We start from the raw sequence: 21,116 nt of genomic DNA on the forward strand, positions 1-21,116 counted from the left end.
AGCTATAAGAATAAGACTTTATTTTTCAATTACATCTTTGAACATTTTTGTATTTAAGGCAACAAAAATATTTTGACTTGCTTTTTCGATTTCTTCTTTAGGTAACTTAGTTTTCTTTAAAAAATAATTTATCATTTTTCTTTTTGTCCTATTGTTTTTATAACCGATTCTTGGAGAAATAACTTCTTCTCCTTTTGTAAAAATGATTATTGGAAAATTATTATTTCTTAATTTATCTCCGATTAACTCCCACCACATATTGTCAGAGTCTCCAAAAGAAGTTCCAAAAATACAAATGAGGCTAGCTTCTTTAATTTTTGATTTGAATAGATTATCTATAGTGTGTCCGTAAGCTAAATTACATTTCTCTTTTACTATAGCTTCTAAAACATCAAGGTTTTGGTGAAATTTTTTGTTTTTAAGCTGAGAAACATCATTAACACCTAAAACCATTCTATTGTCTATAAAACCGTGAATATGTTCTACTCCTCGCAATGTAACAGGGACATTATCTCTAATATGATGCCCTATAGAAATATTTTTCTTTTCTTCAATTATTTTCTCAATAATGGTTGTGTAATTGAATGTAAAGATGTCAACTATCCAAGTGCTGTTTGAATAGCTATTTTTGAATGTTTTAATTTTATTATTGTCAGCAGTAGGAAGGTATACTTCTGGCTTGACTAGGTTTTCAAAGAATTTTTCTTTATTTATAGTTGAAAAGTCAAATTTTGATTCCTCTTTTTTTAAATATTCGGCAAGTTGTTCTCCAATATCTTCAAAAACTTCATCAAAATCATCAATAGTTTCAAATTCTTCTGTATACTGTCCTAAAGCCAATTCTAAATCAGACCAATTTTTATAATTATTAGAAATATTGTTTTTTAAATTATTAATATTGTCACTAGACGATTCGATGCTCTTGTAAAAGTCGTAAAAATCTTTATAACTTGTGTTTAAATCAAGATTCAAGTCAAATCCATTTCCTATTATATGTAGTATTTTCAATATATTTTCTACTTTGTTATATATTTTCGAGTTTGGTTTTTTCTTTCCATGAAATATACTTATTGGTGTATTTTTCTCCTAGTCTGTCTATTGTTCCAATATTATTTTCTAATAATAATTTTACAGTACTCCATTTATTTTTTTCTGCTGCCCAATAAACAGCTCTTTCTGAACCATTGTCGTAATCTTGAATGTCATTGTCAATTAAAAATTGTAATAATTCAATTTTACCTGTGCTAGCAGCACTACAAAAAATTCCATTAAAATCTTCAAAATAACCGAGTATTAATTCCATTATTTCTATGTTTCCTTTTGAAGCAGTCCATTGTATCGCAGATGTTTCATTCTTATATTCGTCAGAATTATTAATTAAATATTTGACTAAATTTAAATCTTCTGCATCACAAGTATAAGCTAGTAGCATTTTTTTTGCCGCTGATTTATGTGAAATTCCATTTTCGAGAAAATAGATAATAATTTCACTATAATTTTTTCTGCCCACTATATCAATACACCAATCATCTTGTATGTGGATATTAACTCCATATTTTATACAAGTTTTTATGTTTCTGAAGTTTCCTTCAAAACATGATTCTATAAAACTTTTTTCTTGATCTGTCATAATTAAATACAACTAGTTTATATACATCATAAAATCACTAAAACTTTCTTTTTAAGGACGGCTCATAGGAGATTTTAGCAATTTTTTGTTCTCTCAAATATAACAAAATTAACTACTGTATAAATGAAAGTTTTTGCCAACTTATTAACCGTTTTTGTTAATTTCGTCGCTTAAAATTATTTGTATGATTACGGTAGATCAATTAACGGTTGAGTTTAGTGGTAACACCTTGTTTAGCGACGTTTCGTTTGTAATTAATGAAAACGATAAAATTGCTTTAATGGGTAAAAATGGGGCAGGAAAATCCACTATGATGAAAATTATTGCGGGAGTTTCTAATCCTACCAAAGGAGGTGTTCGTAGTCCGAAAGATACTGTAATCGCTTATTTACCGCAGCATTTGTTAATGGAAGACAATTGCACGGTAAAAGAAGAGGCTTCTAAAGCTTTTGAATCGGTTTTTGCGATGAAAGCTGAAATGGAAGATCTCAACAAACAATTAGAAACCCGTACCGATTACGAATCGGATGATTATATGAAAATCATCGAGCGTGTATCGGATTTAGGTGAAAAATTCTACGCGTTAGAGGAAGTAAACTACGAAGCAGAAGTAGAAAAAGCCTTAAAAGGGTTAGGATTTAAGCAAGAAGATTTTGAGAGAGCAACCTCTGAGTTTAGTGGGGGTTGGCGTATGCGTATTGAGTTGGCGAAAATCTTACTACAAAAACCCGATTTAATTTTATTAGACGAGCCTACCAACCACGTAGATATCGAGTCGGTAATTTGGTTGGAAAACTTCTTATTAAACAAAGCCAAAGCGGTAGTGGTAATTTCGCACGATAAAGCCTTTATCGATAATATTACCAACCGAACCATTGAGGTAACGATGGGAACCATTCACGATTACAAGGCGAACTATTCGCACTATTTAGAGTTGCGTAAAGAGCGTCGTGCACATCAGTTAAAAGCGTATCAAGAACAACAAAAGTTTATTGCCGATACCAAAGCGTTTATCGAGCGTTTTAAAGGAACCTATTCAAAAACAAACCAAGTAGCTTCGCGTGAGCGTATGTTAGAAAAATTGGTTCCTGTAGAAATTGATGAAGTAGATACTTCAGCATTAAAACTGCGTTTTCCGCCTTCACCACGTTCGGGAGATTATCCTGTAAAAGTGGAAGGATTGACCAAGAAATATGATGATTTAACCGTGTTTAAAGACGCGAGTTTTTCCATAGCTCGTGGTGAAAAAGTATCGTTTGTAGGAAGAAACGGAGAAGGAAAATCAACCATGATTAAAGCAATTATGGGAGAAATTGATTTTGAAGGAGAGTGTGGTTTAGGGCACAACGCTAAAGTGGGATACTTTGCACAAAATCAAGCTTCGCTGTTAGATCCTGAATTAACAATTTTCCAAACCGTAGATGAGGTTGCTGAAGGAGATATCCGAACGCAAATCAAAAATATATTAGGACGTTTTATGTTCTCGGGAGATGATTTAGAAAAGAAAGTAAAAGTACTTTCTGGAGGAGAGAAAACACGTTTGGCAATGGTAAAACTGTTGTTAGAACCTGTAAACGTGTTGATTTTAGATGAGCCTACGAACCATTTAGATTTAAAATCAAAAGAGGTTATTAAAGAAGCCTTATTACACTTCGACGGAACCTTAATTTTAGTATCACACGACCGTGATTTCTTACAAGGATTATCTCAAAAAGTATTTGAATTTAAAGACCAACGTGTTATAGAACACTTTGAAACGATTGATGCTTTTTTAGGGCGTAACAATATCAAAGCGTTAAAGGAGATAGATTTATAAAAACGTCATTGCGAGTGTAACGAAGAAATCTGTTAGTCGATGGAGAGATTACTTCAGTTGTAACCTCCTTCGAAATGACGAGTAGAGGGAGCGGTTAGTTCACCCCACAACACTTTTTATACTTCACTCCGCTATCACAAGGACAAGGATCGTTTCTGGAAATATCAAGGCGTTTTAAATGCAGGTTCATGTCGTCCATATCTTGTTTAAAGATTTGCTCTAGCAACGTATAAAGCTCAGGGTGTTTTCTGGCTAATAACTTCGGATGCTCAAAAAAGTATTCGCTTGCTACCGAGAAAAATTCTGCTTTGTTAGTTCCGCCATACGGATTGATATCGGAAGCGTCGTTGTATATTTCTTCAATCTTTTTTGTTGATTAAATCTACCCACGGAATGCTGTATTGTTTTTCTAATAATACATGCGGAACTCCGTCAATGTTTCCATCTAGTTTATCAATTAAATGCACAAACTCATGGATAGCAGTGTTTTTTTTATCGGTTTCATTCTCAAAACCTAAATGTAAAGCAGGTTTCGATAAAACCATTTTTCCTTCTAAATATCCGTTACCTACCATTCCTAAAATTCTTCGGTTGTCTCCTTCGGTTTCAAAATGCTCGTTGAACATAGCAGGGTATAAAATAATTTCTTTGATATTAGGATAACGCCATTCAGGAAAATTAAAAATAGGAATTACAGCACTAGAAGCTATCAGTAATTTATCGGTAATTGTAACCGTAACATCAACGCCAATAACTTTATGATTTAACAAGAATTCAAAAACTTTAAACTCAAATAATTCTTTTTCATCAGGAGTGAGTGCGTTGTAAAAAGCGACTTTTTTAGTTAAAATAACTTTCCATTTGTTTGGAAAAGGAGTTGTAGGTTGTTTCCACTTTGTTGTTGAGGTCCTTTTTTTGAATACAAGAAAAATACCTACGAGTATAATTATAGATAAATAAGTCATTTAAAATAGCATTGAGACTACTAGTAATTTTTTTTTCAAATATATAAAAATAGGGTAGAGTACAAGCGTCATTGCTAATGGAGTGAGGCAATCTGTATATCGTGTACCGAGTAAAAGATAGCCACGTCGTTCATTTCGATTTCGCTCAATGAGCCTCCTCGCTATGACGTTTATGTATGGTCATTCTAATCAAGTTCTTGAAATTTCCAAAAGAAGAGGTGTTAAACAAAAAGAAAGCAATAGTAAATCGTATTTTAGATTTACAGCGGGCTTTGTCTTTAGGAAATTTAGAAAGAGAAAGGTAAAAATATTTTTATGGATGTGGATGGTTTAAAGAGAGTAGAAACAACCGTTTGGGGTATTACTGATGCCTCGGTAATTTTAAAAGAGTCTACTATTATTCCATTAGAAAGAATTGTAAGAGTTGCATAAATAAAAAAGACCTCGAAATTTCGAGGTCTTTTTTATAGGTGTTATATTTATTAAGCTTCTGCTTCCATATAATCTTCAATAGGATTACAAGAGCAAATTAAGTTACGGTCACCAAAAGCATCGTCTACACGGCGTACCGAAGGCCAAAACTTATTGTCTGCAATATAGTCTAAAGGAAATGCTGCTTGTTTACGAGAGTATGGTAAATCCCACTCATCAGCAGTTAACATTTCTTGCGTATGTGGTGCATTTTTAAGCGGGTTGTTAGGATTTTCTTTACTCGCTTCGGCAATCTCTTTCCTAATAGAGATTAACGCATCACAAAAACGGTCTAATTCTGCTACACCTTCCGATTCGGTAGGCTCTACCATAATTGTACCTGCTACAGGGAAAGATACCGTAGGCGCGTGGAATCCGTAGTCCATTAAACGTTTCGCGATATCAGTAACTTCAATTCCGTTTTGTTTATACTCACGACAGTCTAAAATCATTTCGTGAGCAGCACGGTTCATTTCACCAGTATATAAAGTGCTAAAGTGTCCTTTTAAACGCTCTTTAATATAGTTTGCGTTTAAAATAGCATTCTTAGTAGAGTTTGTTAACCCGTCAGCACCTAACATTGTAATGTATCCGTAAGAAATTAAACATACCAATGCAGAACCCCAAGGAGCTGCTGAAATAGCTGTAATGGCATTGTCACCACCAGTTGCTATTACAGGGTTGGTAGGTAAATACGGAACTAATTGAGGAGCTACACAAATTGGTCCAACACCTGGTCCACCACCACCGTGAGGAATCGCAAATGTTTTGTGTAAGTTTAAGTGACAAACATCGGCGCCAATGGTTGCAGGGTTTGTTAATCCTACCTGTGCATTCATGTTTGCACCGTCCATATATACTTGTCCGCCATTATCGTGGATAATTTGCGTAATTTCTTTAATAGCCTTTTCAAATACTCCGTGAGTAGATGGGTAAGTTACCATTAAAGCAGCTAAATTATCAGCATGTTTTTCAGCTTTAGCACGTAAATCTTCTACATCGATGTTTCCTCTTTCATCAGTTTTGGTAACGACCACTTTCATACCCGCCATAACAGCAGATGCAGGGTTCGTTCCGTGAGCAGAAGCAGGAATTAAACAGATGTTTCTGTTGGTGTCTCCATTTGCTTCGTGATAAGCTCTAATAGTCATTAATCCAGCAAATTCACCTTGTGCACCTGAGTTAGGTTGTAAAGAAGTACCTGCAAAACCAGTAATAACATTTAATTGGTTTTCAAGGTTGTTTAACATGATTTGGTATCCTTCTGCTTGATTTAATGGTACAAATGGGTGGATATTTCCCCATTGAGGAGTACTCAACGGTAACATTTCAGAAGCAGCATTTAACTTCATGGTACAAGACCCTAAAGAAATCATTGAGTGATTTAATGCTAAATCTTTACGTTCTAACTTTTTAATATAACGCATCATGTCAGTTTCTGATTGATACGTGTTAAATATTTCGTTATCTAAGAAAGAAGTAGCTCTCTTTACGTCTGCTGGAATTACATCAGCTGTTGCAAATTCAGTAACTAAAATATCTTTGATATTGAATGCTTGTTCGAAACAATCAACAATTTCGTTGATTTCTTTTAAACCTACTGTTTCGTTTACAGAGATTGAAACATACTCTGCATCGATGTAGTTAAAGTTGATTCCGTTTGCTTCTGCTACTGGGCGTAACTTGTCAGCTTCAACTTCAACTAAAATAGTATCAAAATAAGCACTATTTTTTTGTTTGAAACCTAAATCGTTTAACGCTTTTGCTAAGGTTGTAGTGCTTGTGTGTACACGATCTGCAATGTATTGTAAACCATCTTTACCGTGGTATACAGCATACATACCTGCCATAACAGCTAATAATACCTGTGCAGTACAAATGTTTGAAGTTGCTTTTTCACGTTTAATGTGTTGCTCACGTGTTTGTAATGCCATACGTAACGCACGACCACCGTCAACATCTTTTGTAACTCCAATAATACGACCAGGAATGCTACGTTTGTAAGCTTCTTTAGTAGCAAAATATCCAGCGTGAGGTCCTCCGTATCCTAAAGGAATACCAAAACGTTGTGTAGTACCTACTACAACGTCAGCACCAAATTCAGCAGGAGCTTTTAATTTTACTAATGATAAAATATCAGCAGCAACAGCTACTTTAATGTTATTTGCGTTACAGTTAGCAACGAAATCAGTATAATCATATACTTGTCCGTGCTTACCAGGATATTGTACGATAGCACCAAAGAATTCTTCTGAGAAGTTAAACTCTTCGTGGTTACCAACAACTAATTCAATTCCGATAGGAATAGCACGTGTTTGTAATACTGATAAGGTTTGTGGTAAAATTTCTTCTGAAACAAAAAACTTGTTTACGTTAGCTTTCTTTTGTGCTCTTTCACGAACATCAAATAATAAAGCCATAGCTTCAGCAGCAGCAGTACTTTCGTCTAATAACGAAGCATTAGCTAACTCCATTCCTGTTAAATCACAAATCATAGTTTGGTAATTTAACAAGGCTTCTAAACGTCCTTGTGCTATTTCAGCTTGGTAAGGGGTATAGGCAGTATACCATCCTGGGTTTTCTAAAATATTACGTTGGATAACACTAGGTAAAATAGCTTCGTGATATCCTAAACCTATATAACTTTTAAAAACTTTGTTTTTTGCACCTAATTCGTTAATGTGATTTAGGTATTCGTATTCGCTCATTGCCGGGGCTAAATCAAGCTCTTTTTGTAAACGAATATCGTCGGGAATAGTTTCATAAATCAATTGGTCTAAACTCTCAATGCCAATTGTTTGAAGCATTTGATCCTGATCTTTAACACGAGGACCTATATGCCTTAGTTGAAATGAATTTGTGTTCATTATTGTGTTGTTGTATTTCGTGCCTCAAAAATAGTGAAATTGGTTGATTTGAGACTACATATTTTTTTGTTAAAAACAATATTTTATTAACCAAAACAACTGGTTATAAATAGAAAAGTTATTTTTGTTAGATGAACCTTTTTAAAAAAGTACTCGATTTTTATATAAACTCTAGTATTCATGTAGCCTTAGCGGTGTTTTCTTTGTTTAGAATTACGGAATTATATTTTGATTTTTCATATGATGAATCACTTGGTTTTTTTGTGTTTTTTGCGACAATTACTGGATATAATTTTGTTAAATATGCAGGAGTAGCGAAACTCCATCATCGAAGTTTGACTAAAAACTTGCGAATCATTCAAATATTTTCGCTGATTTGTTTCTTATTGATGTGTTATTATGCGTGGTTACTACCTTTAAGAACTTTATTGTTTTTCGTGCCTTTAGGGGTTTTAACTTTTTTATATGCAGTACCTTTTTTAAGTGGGTTCCAAAAAAACTTACGAAGTATTGGCTATTTAAAAATAGTAGTAGTGGCTTTGGTATGGGCTGCAACTACGGTGTTATTGCCAATATATGCTAATGAAATTTCTTTTACAACTGAGGTGTACTTGTATGTAATTCAGCGTTTTTTGTTGGTAATAATATTAATCCTTCCCTTTGATATTAGAGATGTGCAATACGATGCTATTTCTTTACAAACAATTCCTAAAAAAATAGGTTTAGAAAACACTAAAAAGTTTGGGGTTGTTTTGCTTGGGGTGTGTTTGGTGTTGGAGTTTATGATTAGTCCGAATACTCAATACCGTACAGCTTTTTTATTGGTGTTTTCCGTATTGTTAATTTTATTGATGAGAGCAAGAGTAAATCAGTCTAAACACTACAGTTCTTTTTGGGTTGAGGCAATTCCAATTTTTTGGTGGTTATTTTTGTTAGTTTAAGATTGAAGCTTTTAGCAGGTATTGAAACTTGAAAAGTAATAGCTTGTAAGCAGCGTGTTTTTTATAGTTAAAAACTGAAACTTAAGGGTTTTGTAATATGTGTTTTTAAGAAAACCTTTGTACATTCGTTGGCTTAACAACACAACAACAAAAACACAAATTAAGTAACATGAATTTAGTAAAACGAAATTTCGTTTTCGATTTCGATAGTACACTTACCAGTGTGGAAGCATTAGATGTTTTAGCCGAAATCACCTTGAATGGGAGTCCGAAAAAAGATGAGATTATTCAAGAGGTAATCCATATCACTAATCAAGGAGTTGATGGAGATATTTCTTTTACTGAGTCCTTAGAAAAACGTATTCAGTTATTAAGTGCAAAAAAGTCTGATTTACCTTTATTAATAGAGGAGCTAAAGCAAAAAGTATCTCCTTCTATAGAGAGAAATAAAGAGTTTTTTGAAAGCTTTTCTGATGATATTTATGTGATTTCAGCAGGCTTTAAAGAATTTATTGATCCGATTGTAGCGGCATATAATATTCCTTCTGAAAGAGTATTTGCAAACACATTTGAGTTTGACAAAGATGGAGTTATTGTTGGATTTGATACCCAAAATCCATTATCTAAGCACAACGGAAAGATAGATTGTTTAAAATCCTTAAATTTAGAAGGTGAAGTACAAGTAATTGGAGATGGCTATAGTGATGCTCTAACTAAAGAAGCTGGTGTTGCTGATACTTTTTTTGCTTATACAGAAAATGTGTCGAGAGATAAGACAATCGCAAATGCCGACCATATTACACCTAATTTAGATGAATTTTTATACGTAAACAAGTTGCCTAGAAACCTATCATACCCAAAGAATAGAATTAAGATATTATTATTAGAAAACGTGCACCCTGATGCTTTTACAAAGTTAACAGGTGATGGTTTTTCTGTAGAAACTGTTTCAAGAAGTTTATCGGAAGATGAATTGATTGAAAAATTAAAAGATGTTCATGTGTTAGGGATTCGTTCTAAAACACAAGTAACACGTAAAGTGATTGAAGCTGCTGAAAAATTAATGGTGGTTTCTGCTTTTTGTATTGGAACGAAGCAAATCGATTTGGAGGCTTGTAAAGAAAACGGAGTAGTAGTTTTTAATGCTCCTTATAGTAATACACGTTCGGTAGTTGAGTTAGCGATAGGTGAAATCATTATGTTAATGCGTAGTGTTTTCCAAAGAAGTACTGAAATTCACAACGGCCAATGGAATAAAACAGCACAAGGTTCAAGAGAAGTTCGTGGTAAAAAGTTAGGAATTGTAGGGTACGGAAACATTGGAAAGCAATTATCTGTGTTAGCAGAGGCTTTAGGAATGGATGTGTATTATTACGATGTAGAAGACAAGTTAGCTTTAGGAAACGCTACAAAGTTGGATACTTTAAAAGAATTATTGAATATTTCTGATGTAGTTACTTTGCATGTGGACGATAATGCTGTGAATAAAAACTTTATAGGGAAAGAGGAAATAGCTGAAATGAAAAACGGAGTTCATTTAGTAAATCTTTCTCGTGGATTTGTAGTAGATGTTGAAGCTTTGGTTGAAGGTTTGAAGTCTGGTAAAATTGCTGGGGCTGCTGTAGATGTATATCCTGAAGAGCCTAGAAAAAATGGTGAGTTTTACACTGAATTAAAAGGATTAGATAATGTGATTTTAACGCCACACGTAGGGGGTAGCACAGAAGAAGCTCAAAAAGATATCGCTGATTTTGTTCCAAGTAAAATTATGGCATATATCAATTCAGGTAACACGGTAGATGCGGTTAATTTCCCAAATATTCGCTTACCTAAGCATAAAAATGCACATCGTTTTTTACATATTCATAAAAACGTACCTGGAGTAATGGCGAAGATTAATGAGGTCTTAGCTAAATATGAATTGAACATAACAGGACAATACCTGTCTACAGATGAAAAAGTTGGGTATGTAATTACTGATGTTGATAAAGAATATAATCAAGAAGTAATAACAAAGCTTAAAAAGGTTGAAGGAACTATTAAATTTAGAGTTTTGTATTAAATAATATAAAATCCCGCTTAAGCGGGATTTTTCTTTTATAAACTATCAAAGTCACTTAAATTCTGTTCTATGATATTGGCTCCTTTTTGTAAAATTTGAATATAACTTGTTACATTCTCCATTTTAAATCTACTTGAAGGTCCAGAAGCACTGACTCCAGCAATTACTTTTCCTTTTTTGTTATAGATAGGAATGGCAATACAAACCAACCCCAATTCTGATTCCTCAATATCTAATGCAAATTTTTGCTGTTGAATTTGTGCTAATTCCTTTTTGAATTTTGAAACTGAGGTGATGGTGTTTTTTGTAAACGACTGTAATGTGGTTGAGCTTAGAAACACTTCTTGATTTTCTAAAGAAGAAAAAGCTAAGAGTAGTTTTCCAATCGCGCTTCCGTTAACAGGAGCGTAAGAACCGATAGAAGTACTTATTTTAAGTCCTTGTAAACTATCGGCTTTATTGATATGAAATACTTGTTGCTCTTTTAAAATACCCAATAAAACAGTTTCTTGAATTTCTAAAGCTACCTTCTGTATAGGTTCATTAGTTAAATTTCTTAGTGATTTATAGATTGAAACACGATTGCCTAATTCAAACAACTTACTGCCCAGTTGGTATTTCTCATTATCATTCTGTTGTACAACATTCAACGAAACTAAAGTACTTAGTAATCGGTATACGGTACTTTTGTTATGGCCTGTTTTAGTAGCTAATTCTCTAACGCCCCATTCTTTTTTATCATTGGTAAAAGCATCTAAAACAGTAAATGCTTTGATGATTGATTGATTTAAACTTTTGGAATCGAGCTTCATTTTTTTAGAAAATTATTGACTAATATAATAAAATTATGTAGATTTATAAAACGCCGTTTTATTATATGAAACACTTTAGTTTTTTATTTAGAATCAAAAATGAAGTATCTTTAGTGTTTTGAAATGGTTTTTAGAAATAAAGATAAGTATGTATAAACCAACATTCGATTACGCACAACAACAAGATAAAGAAGATAAATTAGCTCATTTAAGAGCGCAATTTCATATTCCAAAAGACAAGGATGGAAACGACTGGTTGTATTTTACAGGAAACTCTCTTGGGTTGCAACCAAAACAAACACAACAATACATTCAACAAGAATTAGACGATTGGGCAAAATATGGAGTAGAAGGGCATTTTGAAGCTCGAAACCCATGGATGCCATATCACGAATTTTTGACAAATTCGATGGCGAAAATAGTGGGAGCTAAACCATTAGAAGTGGTAGTGATGAATACGCTAACGACCAATTTACACTTGTTAATGGTGTCGTTTTACCAACCGACTAAAACAAAGTATAAAATTGTTATAGAAAGTGACGCTTTTCCTTCAGATAGATACGCGGTGCAATCGCAATTAAAATTCCATGGATTTGATACGGAAGAAGGATTGATAGAATGGAAACCTCGTGAAGGAGAAGAATTATTACGTATTGAAGATTTAGAGAAAATAGTAGATGAGCAAGGTGATGAAATAGCCTTGTTATTGATTGGAGGAGTGAACTATTATACAGGACAGTATTTAGATATCAAACGTATTGCAGAAATAGGACACGCAAAAAACTGTATGGTAGGGATTGACTTAGCACACGGTGCGGGAAATATTTCTCCAGAGTTACATGATAGCGGAGTTGATTTCGCGGCTTGGTGTACCTATAAGTATCTAAACTCAGGTCCAGGAAGTTTAGGAGGCCTATTTGTACATGAAAAACATGCACACAATAAAGACTTACCGCGTTTTGCAGGATGGTGGAACCATAACAAAGAAACTCGTTTTAACATGCGTCAACCCTTTGATGTAATACCAGGAGCAGAAGGTTGGCAGTTATCAAATCCTCCTATTTTATCGATGGCAGCAATTAGAGCTTCATTAGATATGTTTGAAGAGGTAGGAATGGAAGCGTTAAGAGCTAAATCGGAAAAATTAACGGGCTATTTTGAATATCTAATTAACCAGATTGATACCGATAGAATTAAAATAATTACGCCATCGAATCCGAAAGAAAGAGGTTGTCAATTATCTATCCAAGTAAAGAATGCAGACAAAAGTTTACACAAAAAACTAACCGAAAATAATATTATAACCGACTGGAGAGAACCTGATGTAATTCGTTGTGCACCGGTGCCAATGTATAACAGTTTTGAAGATGTATACAGAATGGTTGAAATTTTAAAAACCTTATTGTAAAAAAATGAGTAAAAAAGACAACATAGTAATTATAGGTGCTGGTTTATGCGGAAGTTTATTGGCACTTTGTTTAGCCCAAAGAGGATATAAAGTAGCAATGTATGAAAGTCGTCCAGATTTACGAGTTACCGATATTTCAGCAGGACGTTCTATCAATTTAGCATTATCTGATCGTGGTTTTAAAGCACTTCGTTTATGTGGTGTAGAAGAAAAAGCGCGTGAAATTTGTATTCCGATGTACGGACGTTTAATGCACGATAGAGAAGGGAATACGTTTGCTTCTAATTATTCAGGTAGAGAAGGAGAATATATCAATTCTATTTCGAGAGGAGACTTAAACGGAATCTTATTAAACGAAGCGGAAGCACACGAAAATGTAAGCATTCATTTTAATACAGAATGTACTTCGGTTGATATTGAAAATACGGTAGCGCATTTTAAAAACTACAATACGAAGGAAGAGTTTTCAGTAGATGGAGATGTGATTTTTGGAACAGATGGTGCAGGGTCTGCATTGAGGAAAAGCTACTATTTAGAAAGAAAATTCTTGTTTAGCTATTCGCAGAATTTCTTGACACATGGATATAAAGAATTAGAAATTCCTGCAGACAAGTTAGGGAAACACCAAATAAGTAAAGATCATTTGCATATTTGGCCTCGTGGAGAGTACATGTTAATTGCATTGCCGAACTTAGATGGAAGCTTTACGGTAACCTTGTTTTTAAGTTTTGATGAAGGGAAATACAATTTCAATAACTTAACTTCCGAAGAAAAGATAACTGAGTTTTTTGAAAAAGAATTTTCAGATGCCTTAGCTTTGATACCAAGTATTAAAGATGAGTTTTTGAACAATCCAACAGGAGCTTTAGGAACGGTAAAATGTTCTCCTTGGCATTATCAAAATAAAACCTTGTTAATGGGAGATGCGGCACATGCGATAGTTCCGTTTTATGGACAAGGAATGAATGCTTCGTTTGAAGATGTAACCGTATTTGATGCGATTCTAGATGCACACGAAGGAGATTGGCAAGCTACTTTTAAGGCTTATGAAAAAGCACGTAAAGAAGATACCGATGCAATTGCTGATTTAGCTATCGATAATTTTTACGAAATGCGTGATCATGTAGCAAATCCATTATTTAAACAAAAAAGAAAGTTAGAAATGGATTTAGAAAAGACGTTTCCAACAGAATATTTTTCAAAGTATTCTATGGTAACTTTTAATGAAGAGATTCCGTATGCAGAAGCGATGAAAAAAGGACGTGCGCAAGATAAAGCTCTGTTAAATATGGTAGCTCATCATGATTTGGATACAATTACCGATCTGAATGAAGTGTTAAAAAAGGTGCAAGAAGAAACCAATGAGATTTTAGAAGAGGATAAAATAGCGGGATTATAAATGAATAGATATATAATATTACTAAGAGGAATCAATGTCTCGGGAAAAAATAAACTTCCGATGGCTGAATTACGAGAAATGTTGAATGAATTAGGGTTTCAAAATGTACAGACCTATATTCAAAGTGGTAATATTATTTTAGATTCTGAAGAAACAAAAGAGATCGTTTGTCTGAAAATTAAAGAAGCGATTGCTGCTAAATATGGATATGATGTACTTGTATTGGCTAGAACTCCAGAGGAATGGAAAAGTACACTAGAAAACTACCCTTTTTCACAAGAAAATGAAAAAATAGTAGCTTTTACTTTTTTAGATAGAGTAACTAAAGAATCAGTTATTGAAGTTAATGGAATTAACGAAGACAAATATAAAATAGTTGATGATGTGGTGTATTTGTATTGTCCGTCTAGTTTTGGAAAAACTAAACTGACAAACAGTGTAATAGAAAAGAAGTTGAAGGCAACAGCAACCACACGCAATTTAAAAACAACGATAAAACTATTAGAATTAGCAACTACCTAATAAAACAGAACGTCATTCCGAGTGTAGCGAAGGAATCTCTTGATAAAAGAATACTTCAACTTTTAAAAGTTTCGCAATGATGATTAAAAACAAAAATATGGACAGTAAAGTAATCAAAGGAAAAGCAATACCAAGAGGAAAGTTTCCGCATGTAAAACAAGTAGGAAATTTTATTTATGTATCTGGAACCAGTTCACGTAGACCTGATAATTCTTTTGAAGGTGTCGCCGTAGATAAATTTGGAACGACCAACTTAGATATTAAAAAGCAAACCCGAGCGGTAATAGAAAACATTCGTGATATTTTAAATGAAGTTGGAGCTGATTTATCTGATATTGTAGATGTAACTTCATTCTTGGTGAATATGAATGATTTTGGAGGCTATAATGAAGTATATGCTGAATATTTTGATTATAACGGACCAACTAGAACAACAGTAGCTGTACATCAATTACCACATCCTCATTTATTGATTGAAATTAAAGTGGTGGCGTATAAGAAGCAAGAGTAAAGACACTAGAACCAAGACAAAAGAAGTCTCTTTTCTTTTCTCTTTTTTCTTTAATCTGTGAATGAAATGAACATTAAAAACTACATAAACGGAGAACTGGTAGCACCAGTAGCAGGTAATTACATTGATAATTATAATCCATCTATTGGAGAAGTGTATGGACAAATTCCTAATTCAACTAAGGAAGATGTAGCGTTAGCATATGAAGCAGCAAAGGAAGCTTTTCCTGCTTGGTCGAATACTACATTAAATGAACGTAGAGATATTCTTTCTAAAATAGCACAATTAATTCAACAGAGGTTACCTGAATTGGCAGAAGCAGAGGCAAAGGATAATGGAAAGCCATTAAGTTTAGCTACAGCGATTGATATTCCGAGAGCATCATCTAATTTTCAATACTTTGCAGATGCAGTTACGCAGTTTTCATCTGAAGCTCATGAAAGTGTAGGCTTAGGAGCGATGAATTTTACGTTACGTCAGCCTATTGGAGTAGTAGGATGTATCTCACCTTGGAATTTACCTCTTTATCTATTCACTTGGAAGATTGCTCCGGCCATAGCTGCAGGAAACTGTGTGGTAGCAAAACCTAGTGAAGTAACACCAATGACAGCCTATTTATTAGGTGAAATTTGTAATAAAGCAGGTTTGCCTAAAGGGGTATTAAACATAGTTCATGGATTAGGAACCACCACAGGACAAGCCATAATTGAACATCCAGATATTAAAGCGATTTCATTTACAGGAGGAACCGCCACAGGAGCACATATAGCTCGTACAGCAGCACCAATGTTTAAGAAATTGTCTTTGGAGTTAGGAGGTAAAAATCCAAACATCATTTTTGCTGATTGTGATTATGATAAGATGTTAGATACCACGGTTCGTTCTTCATTTGCCAATCAAGGGCAGATTTGTTTGTGTGGAAGTAGAATTTTTATAGAAGAAAGTATCTACGAACAATTCAAAAAAGATTTTGTTCAGAAAGTATCAGAACTAAAAATAGGAAATCCTTTTGATGAGGATACTAATGTTGGAGCCTTGGTATCGAAACCACATTTAGAAAAGGTAAAATCATACATAGATATTGCAGAACAAGAAGGAGGTAAGATTCTATATGGAGGTGACAGAGTCACTGTCAAGAATTGTGAAAACGGTTACTATTTACAACCGACGATTATTGAAGTTTCAAGTAACAAGTGTAGGTTAAATCAAGAAGAGATTTTTGGGCCTGTAGTTACTTTAATGTCTTTTAAAACAGAAGAAGAAGCTTTACAGTTAGCTAATGACGTGGTATATGGACTATCATCAACATTGTGGACAAACAACTTGACAAGAACCATGCGTATGTCTAAAGAATTACATACAGGAATCGTTTGGGTAAACACTTGGTTGTTACGTGATTTAAGAACTCCTTTTGGAGGTCAAAAAGCGAGTGGAGTAGGACGTGAAGGTGGTTTTGAAGCTTTACGCTTTTTTACAGAACCCAAAAATGTATGTATAAAATATGAATAGGGAAATAAAGGAAAAAATAATAGCTATTTGTGAAGAGAAGATTGCTAAAAAAGGAGAAAATGTAGGGCTTTCGTTTTATGTGTTTTTCAAAAATAAAAATGACAATCCGAAAGTACTGATGGAAGTGGCTACTTGGTGGATTCAGACACACCAATTAGATCATTTTGAGAAAGCGGTTAAGATTAAACAAATGATTCAGAATAACGAATAAAATGAATTTAGATATACAACATAAAAACGCCTTGGTATGTGGTAGTACTCAGGGAATAGGAAAAGCGGCAGCAATACAATTAGCCGAAGAAGGAGTAAATGTGACCTTAGTAGCTCGTAGTGAAGATAAATTAAAATCTGTGTTGGCAGAGTTACCTAATACTAACCAAAATCACGGGTATTTAGTTGCTGATTTCACCAATCCAGCAGATTTAAAAGAGAAGTTAGAGGCAACAAATTTACAGTTTCATATTTTGGTGAATAATACAGGAGGTCCAGCAGGAGGTCCAGTATTTAATGCCAAGTTAGAAGAGTTTGAACGTGCTTTTACCATGCATTTAAAATGCAATCATGTGTTGGTGCAAGCAGTAGTACCGTTTATGAAAGAGGAAGGTTATGGTAGAGTAATTAATGTGATCTCTACATCAGTTAAACAACCGTTAGATGGTTTAGGAGTTTCAAATACCATACGTGGCGCAGTTGCCAATTGGAGTAAAACATTAGCGAATGAGTTAGGACAATTCGGAATTACTGTAAATAATATATTACCTGGGGCAACTGCTACAGAACGTTTGACAGAAATTATCAATAATAAAGCTGTAAAAACAGGTAAAACTGTTGAAGAAGTTGCAGAAATGATGAAGAACGCATCACCAGCAAAGCGTTTTGCAAAACCAGAGGAGGTGGCCAATGCGATTGTGTTTTTAGCAAGTGAAAGAGCAAGTTTTATCAACGGAATTAATGTCCCTGTTGATGGAGGAAGAACAAAATCTTTATAAAAGAGATCAAAAATAAAGACTTTTTGAAATAAGACTATTTAAGTATCTTTAAAACAATCTTAACTCTTGTGTTTAAAAGTCTAAAAATCTAAATAAAATGAGCAAGTTAGTACAACCTTTAAATTTTAAAAAGTGGATTGATGAAAATCGTCATTTATTAAAACCACCAGTTGGAAATAAACAAGTTTGGGATAATGGGGAGTATATCGTAATGGTTGTTGGAGGACCTAACAATCGTAAAGATTATCACTACAATGAAACTCCAGAATTTTTCTATCAGTTAGAAGGAGATATGGTACTGAAAATTATTGATGATAAGGGTGATATGATTGATGTTGAAATTAATGAAGGAGATATTTATTTGTTACCAGGGAAGGTGCCACACTCACCACAACGTAAAGCGAATACAGTAGGTTTAGTTATTGAATATCCACGTGATGAAGGAATGATGGATGCCTTGGAATGGTATTGTGAAAATTGTGGACATCAATTATACCGAGAAGAATTTGCTTTAGATAATATTGAAACTGATATGCCAATAATTTTTGATAAGTACTATTCTGACAAAGAGAAATGTACTTGTGATAAATGTGGTACTGTGATGGAAGCACCAAACAAAGCATAAATTTTGCAATAGAAACTAAAATGAAAAAACGCAAATTAAGAATAAACGGACATTCGCATTTATTGCCTTATCCAGAGCAAATTCCGCAGTTTATGAAAGACAAAGGAATTTTTTGGGTAGATAAGGATAGAAAATTCATGCTACAAAAAGACTGGAGTCGTCCCGTGACGGATTCTAGTTTCTTTTTAGATGAAAAACTAGCTTGGATGGAGCATTTTAAAATAGACCATGCGGTTGTTTTAAATCTGTCTCAATTGTATGGGAATGGACTTCGTTTAGAAGAAATGAAGCAAGCGTTACGTTTTCAAAATGATTTTAATGCGCGTGTACAACATGAAAATCCGTCGAAATTCACAACAGGTTTTGTAGTACATCCAGGGTTTGTTCGTGGAGCTTTATGGGAGATAGAGCGATGTGTTGAGGTGTTAGGGATGCGTTTGCTGTGCTTACCAACACACTATATGGATACCATTGGTACTTGGCGTTGTATTTTTGATGAAGAAAACGAACCTATTTTTGAGCTAGCAGATAAGTATAATTTAGCAGTTGAAATTCATCCGTATGATGGAGAGAAGTTCATCAAACTACAAAATACAAGTTGGCGTTTCCACCTAATTTGGATGCTGGCGCAGTGTGCAGATGCATACCATTTTTTAACCTTAAATGGATATTATGAAAAATATCCTAATATGCGAGTGTGTTTTGCTCATGGAGGTCAGTTAGCACAAATGAACCTAGGACGTCGTATACAAGGTTTTGATGGAAGACCAGATTTGTTTGAAGGTAAAACTCACCCTAGAAAAGCGGTGGGGCACAAAAACATTTTCTTTGACACATTAGTCCATGATACCGGTTCGTTAGATTTACTGATTAAAAATCAAGGTTCTAAGCAAGTGTTAATAGGATTAGATGATCCATATCCGTTAGGAGAGATGGAGAGTGAAATTCAATCGTCATATCCAGGGAAAATTTTAGATTTAGCTATTGATAGAAATATTATCACAGAAACAGAGCGTGATGAGATGTGGGAGGGTAATGTATTACAGTGGTTATTCGGAGATGATGAAAAAGCAAAAAGAGATTTAGTATCTAAAATTCTTAAATAGAAGAAGTAGATATAAATAAACAAAAAACCGAAGTATTAGCTTCGGTTTTTTGTTTTATAAACTATTTAATTTACCTAATAGCTTTATAAGTTTTCCTTTTGTCTTGGCGTATTCATACTCATTTTTAATTTCTTTCAATTTACTCTCAATTAGTTTTACTTCTCTATAATTAATTAGAAAAATAGAGCTCTCACCCAAAGTAAACTTACGTTCTTCACTTTTTACAATTGTATGATAATCGTTTACAAGTTTTTTTAAAATATCATTTTGCTTTTTATATGATGTAATTTCTTGCTCGGTAGCCGTTATTTTGTTTTGTAAAGAGACTTTAGTTGATGCAATTTCAAAGTCGATATCTTGTAGTTTTAGCTTAGCAAGTTTTAAATCTCCTCTAGATTTACGTAAGAATAGAGGAATGCTAACTTGAAGAGAATTCTTGTAGTTCGCAGTGCTAAAAGCATCAAAATTATCCACTTTTGAAGCAAGGAAGTTATACTGAAAATCTACTTTAGGTAATAGGTTGTTTACTTTTAGTTGCTTATTTATTTCTAGGTTTCTTTTCTTTAACTCCAGTAATTTTAACTTAGGATGGTTTTCAAATTCATTATCAAATAATGTAGTTATAGAAGTGTTTAGAATAGCATCAATATTAGAAAAAGTAGTAACGTCAGGAATTATTTCTTCTTTTATTTCCATAGGAATGTTGTTACCAATCCATAAATAATTAGAAAGTTCTAACTTAGATTTAATGTATTTAATATTCGCTTTTTCTAGGTCTAACTTTCTGTTTTTTAAATTGATATTTGCTTCTAAAGTATCTATAGCTGGTTTATCACCAGCTTTGAAGCTTTTCTTTACGTTTTTTAACCTGATATCTGCATTAGTGTAATAATCTTTATAAACATTATAACTCTGATAATATTGCAACCAGTTTAAGTACGTGTTTATGGCTTCAAATAAAATATCGTTAACGAGTAACTGTTGTTCTAGTTTACCTTGCTGTGTATAGAGTTTAGCTTGTTTTAAAGTAGCCATTCTTTTATTAATGAATAAGTTTTTTGCTAAAGAAACCGATACACCAACATTATATAGTCCTTTTTCTGGAGTATTGTGTTCAGGGTTTAAATATTGACCAGAATTATTCTCATAACTACCTTTTAGCTCTATTCCATACCAAGTCGGAATTTTAAAGGTTGAATTTAACTTTTTGTAATAATCTTTGCCTTTAAATTCTTTTCTGTCATAGTCTACTTCTATTTTAGGGTCGAAACCACCTCTAGCTTTTAATAATTTAGCCTCATTGGTACTTGTAATAAGTTCAGCTTGCTTTATAATAGGGTGGTATTTTTTTACATACCCTAAATATTCTTCTAAACTAAGTTGAATACTTAAATTATCTTGTGCTGTAGCTATAAAGCTTAGTAACAAAAAAAGGATACTTAACCTTTTCATCTATTTGTTTTTTATTGTTTTACTGAGTAGT

The 21,116-nt window shown here is 33.5% G+C and carries 19 protein-coding genes; 12 read left to right on the forward strand and 7 right to left on the reverse strand.

Going from position 1 to position 21,116, the window contains the following annotated elements; all coding sequences use genetic code 11:
• Nucleotides 1-18: 18 nt before the first annotated feature.
• On the reverse strand, nucleotides 19-1,008 hold the full coding sequence (locus Q0663_RS04970; protein WP_299007375.1) for an AbiH family protein: 990 nt from the start codon (nucleotides 1,006-1,008) through the stop codon (nucleotides 19-21).
• 16 nt (nucleotides 1,009-1,024) lie between these two features.
• A complete protein-coding gene (locus tag Q0663_RS04975; protein WP_299007378.1) occupies nucleotides 1,025-1,630 on the reverse strand; it encodes an ankyrin repeat domain-containing protein in 606 nt (201 codons plus the stop codon).
• 184 nt (nucleotides 1,631-1,814) lie between these two features.
• Between Q0663_RS04975 and Q0663_RS04980 the strand changes: the two genes are divergently transcribed.
• On the forward strand, nucleotides 1,815-3,446 hold the full coding sequence (locus tag Q0663_RS04980; RefSeq protein WP_299007381.1) for an ABC-F family ATP-binding cassette domain-containing protein: 1,632 nt from the start codon (nucleotides 1,815-1,817) through the stop codon (nucleotides 3,444-3,446).
• A gap of 94 nt (nucleotides 3,447-3,540) precedes the next feature.
• On the opposite strand, the gene Q0663_RS04985 is transcribed toward Q0663_RS04980, so the two are convergent.
• The 3 genes from Q0663_RS04985 to gcvP form a co-directional block, all read right to left on the reverse strand.
• The gene (locus Q0663_RS04985; RefSeq protein WP_367171434.1) at nucleotides 3,541-3,810 is read right to left on the reverse strand and encodes a zinc-dependent peptidase; all 270 of its coding nucleotides are present in this window, start codon (nucleotides 3,808-3,810) and stop codon (nucleotides 3,541-3,543) included.
• Nucleotides 3,806-4,411: a zinc-dependent peptidase gene (locus Q0663_RS04990; RefSeq protein WP_299007384.1), complete on the reverse strand. Its 606-nt coding sequence runs from the start codon at nucleotides 4,409-4,411 to the stop codon at nucleotides 3,806-3,808. Before Q0663_RS04990 ends, Q0663_RS04985 begins: the two co-directional genes overlap by 5 nt.
• A 482-nt stretch (nucleotides 4,412-4,893) precedes the next feature.
• The gene (gcvP, locus tag Q0663_RS04995) at nucleotides 4,894-7,749 is read right to left on the reverse strand and encodes an aminomethyl-transferring glycine dehydrogenase (RefSeq protein WP_299007387.1); all 2,856 of its coding nucleotides are present in this window, start codon (nucleotides 7,747-7,749) and stop codon (nucleotides 4,894-4,896) included.
• A gap of 131 nt (nucleotides 7,750-7,880) precedes the next feature.
• Between gcvP and Q0663_RS05000 the strand changes: the two genes are divergently transcribed.
• Both Q0663_RS05000 and serA read left to right on the forward strand, forming a co-directional pair.
• On the forward strand, nucleotides 7,881-8,690 hold the full coding sequence (locus Q0663_RS05000; RefSeq protein WP_299007390.1) for a hypothetical protein: 810 nt from the start codon (nucleotides 7,881-7,883) through the stop codon (nucleotides 8,688-8,690).
• Nucleotides 8,691-8,859: 169 nt separating this feature from the next.
• On the forward strand, nucleotides 8,860-10,752 hold the full coding sequence (gene serA / locus Q0663_RS05005) for a phosphoglycerate dehydrogenase (protein WP_299007392.1): 1,893 nt from the start codon (nucleotides 8,860-8,862) through the stop codon (nucleotides 10,750-10,752).
• A 35-nt stretch (nucleotides 10,753-10,787) separates the two neighbouring features.
• On the opposite strand, the gene Q0663_RS05010 is transcribed toward serA, so the two are convergent.
• Nucleotides 10,788-11,564 carry an IclR family transcriptional regulator gene (locus tag Q0663_RS05010; protein ID WP_299007395.1) on the reverse strand — a complete coding sequence of 259 codons (777 nt, stop codon included), beginning with the start codon at nucleotides 11,562-11,564 and terminating at the stop codon, nucleotides 10,788-10,790.
• A gap of 148 nt (nucleotides 11,565-11,712) precedes the next feature.
• On the opposite strand from Q0663_RS05010, the gene kynU reads away from it, so the two are divergent.
• The 9 genes from kynU to Q0663_RS05055 all read left to right on the forward strand — a co-directional run bounded on the left by kynU (nucleotide 11,713) and on the right by Q0663_RS05055 (nucleotide 19,633).
• The gene (gene kynU, locus Q0663_RS05015) at nucleotides 11,713-12,972 is read left to right on the forward strand and encodes a kynureninase (RefSeq protein ID WP_299007398.1); all 1,260 of its coding nucleotides are present in this window, start codon (nucleotides 11,713-11,715) and stop codon (nucleotides 12,970-12,972) included.
• 4 nt (nucleotides 12,973-12,976) lie between these two features.
• Nucleotides 12,977-14,371 carry an FAD-dependent monooxygenase gene (locus tag Q0663_RS05020; RefSeq protein ID WP_299007400.1) on the forward strand — a complete coding sequence of 465 codons (1,395 nt, stop codon included), beginning with the start codon at nucleotides 12,977-12,979 and terminating at the stop codon, nucleotides 14,369-14,371.
• Entirely contained in the window at nucleotides 14,372-14,893 is a 522-nt protein-coding gene (locus Q0663_RS05025) for a DUF1697 domain-containing protein (protein WP_299007403.1), read from the forward strand.
• Between the two features lie 97 nt (nucleotides 14,894-14,990).
• On the forward strand, nucleotides 14,991-15,404 hold the full coding sequence (locus Q0663_RS05030; protein ID WP_299007406.1) for a RidA family protein: 414 nt from the start codon (nucleotides 14,991-14,993) through the stop codon (nucleotides 15,402-15,404).
• A gap of 66 nt (nucleotides 15,405-15,470) precedes the next feature.
• Nucleotides 15,471-16,913, forward strand: coding sequence for an aldehyde dehydrogenase (locus Q0663_RS05035; RefSeq protein WP_299007408.1), 1,443 nt, complete (start codon nucleotides 15,471-15,473; stop codon nucleotides 16,911-16,913).
• A complete protein-coding gene (locus Q0663_RS05040; protein WP_299007410.1) occupies nucleotides 16,906-17,124 on the forward strand; it encodes a DUF6500 family protein in 219 nt (72 codons plus the stop codon). Before Q0663_RS05035 ends, Q0663_RS05040 begins: the two co-directional genes overlap by 8 nt.
• 1 nt (nucleotide 17,125) lies before the next feature.
• Nucleotides 17,126-17,902, forward strand: coding sequence for an SDR family oxidoreductase (locus Q0663_RS05045; RefSeq protein ID WP_299007411.1), 777 nt, complete (start codon nucleotides 17,126-17,128; stop codon nucleotides 17,900-17,902).
• Nucleotides 17,903-17,999: 97 nt separating this feature from the next.
• Nucleotides 18,000-18,527 (forward strand): 3-hydroxyanthranilate 3,4-dioxygenase, encoded by a 528-nt coding sequence (locus Q0663_RS05050; RefSeq protein WP_299007413.1) that lies wholly within the window; start codon nucleotides 18,000-18,002, stop codon nucleotides 18,525-18,527.
• 20 nt (nucleotides 18,528-18,547) lie between these two features.
• Entirely contained in the window at nucleotides 18,548-19,633 is a 1,086-nt protein-coding gene (locus tag Q0663_RS05055) for an amidohydrolase family protein (protein WP_299007416.1), read from the forward strand.
• A gap of 54 nt (nucleotides 19,634-19,687) precedes the next feature.
• On the opposite strand, the gene Q0663_RS05060 is transcribed toward Q0663_RS05055, so the two are convergent.
• Nucleotides 19,688-21,085 carry a TolC family protein gene (locus Q0663_RS05060; RefSeq protein ID WP_299007419.1) on the reverse strand — a complete coding sequence of 466 codons (1,398 nt, stop codon included), beginning with the start codon at nucleotides 21,083-21,085 and terminating at the stop codon, nucleotides 19,688-19,690.
• Between the last annotated feature and the right edge of the window lie 31 nt (nucleotides 21,086-21,116).

Origin of the sequence: uncultured Tenacibaculum sp. (genome assembly GCF_947504135.1) — a bacterium.
Lineage (GTDB): Bacteria > Bacteroidota > Bacteroidia > Flavobacteriales > Flavobacteriaceae > Polaribacter.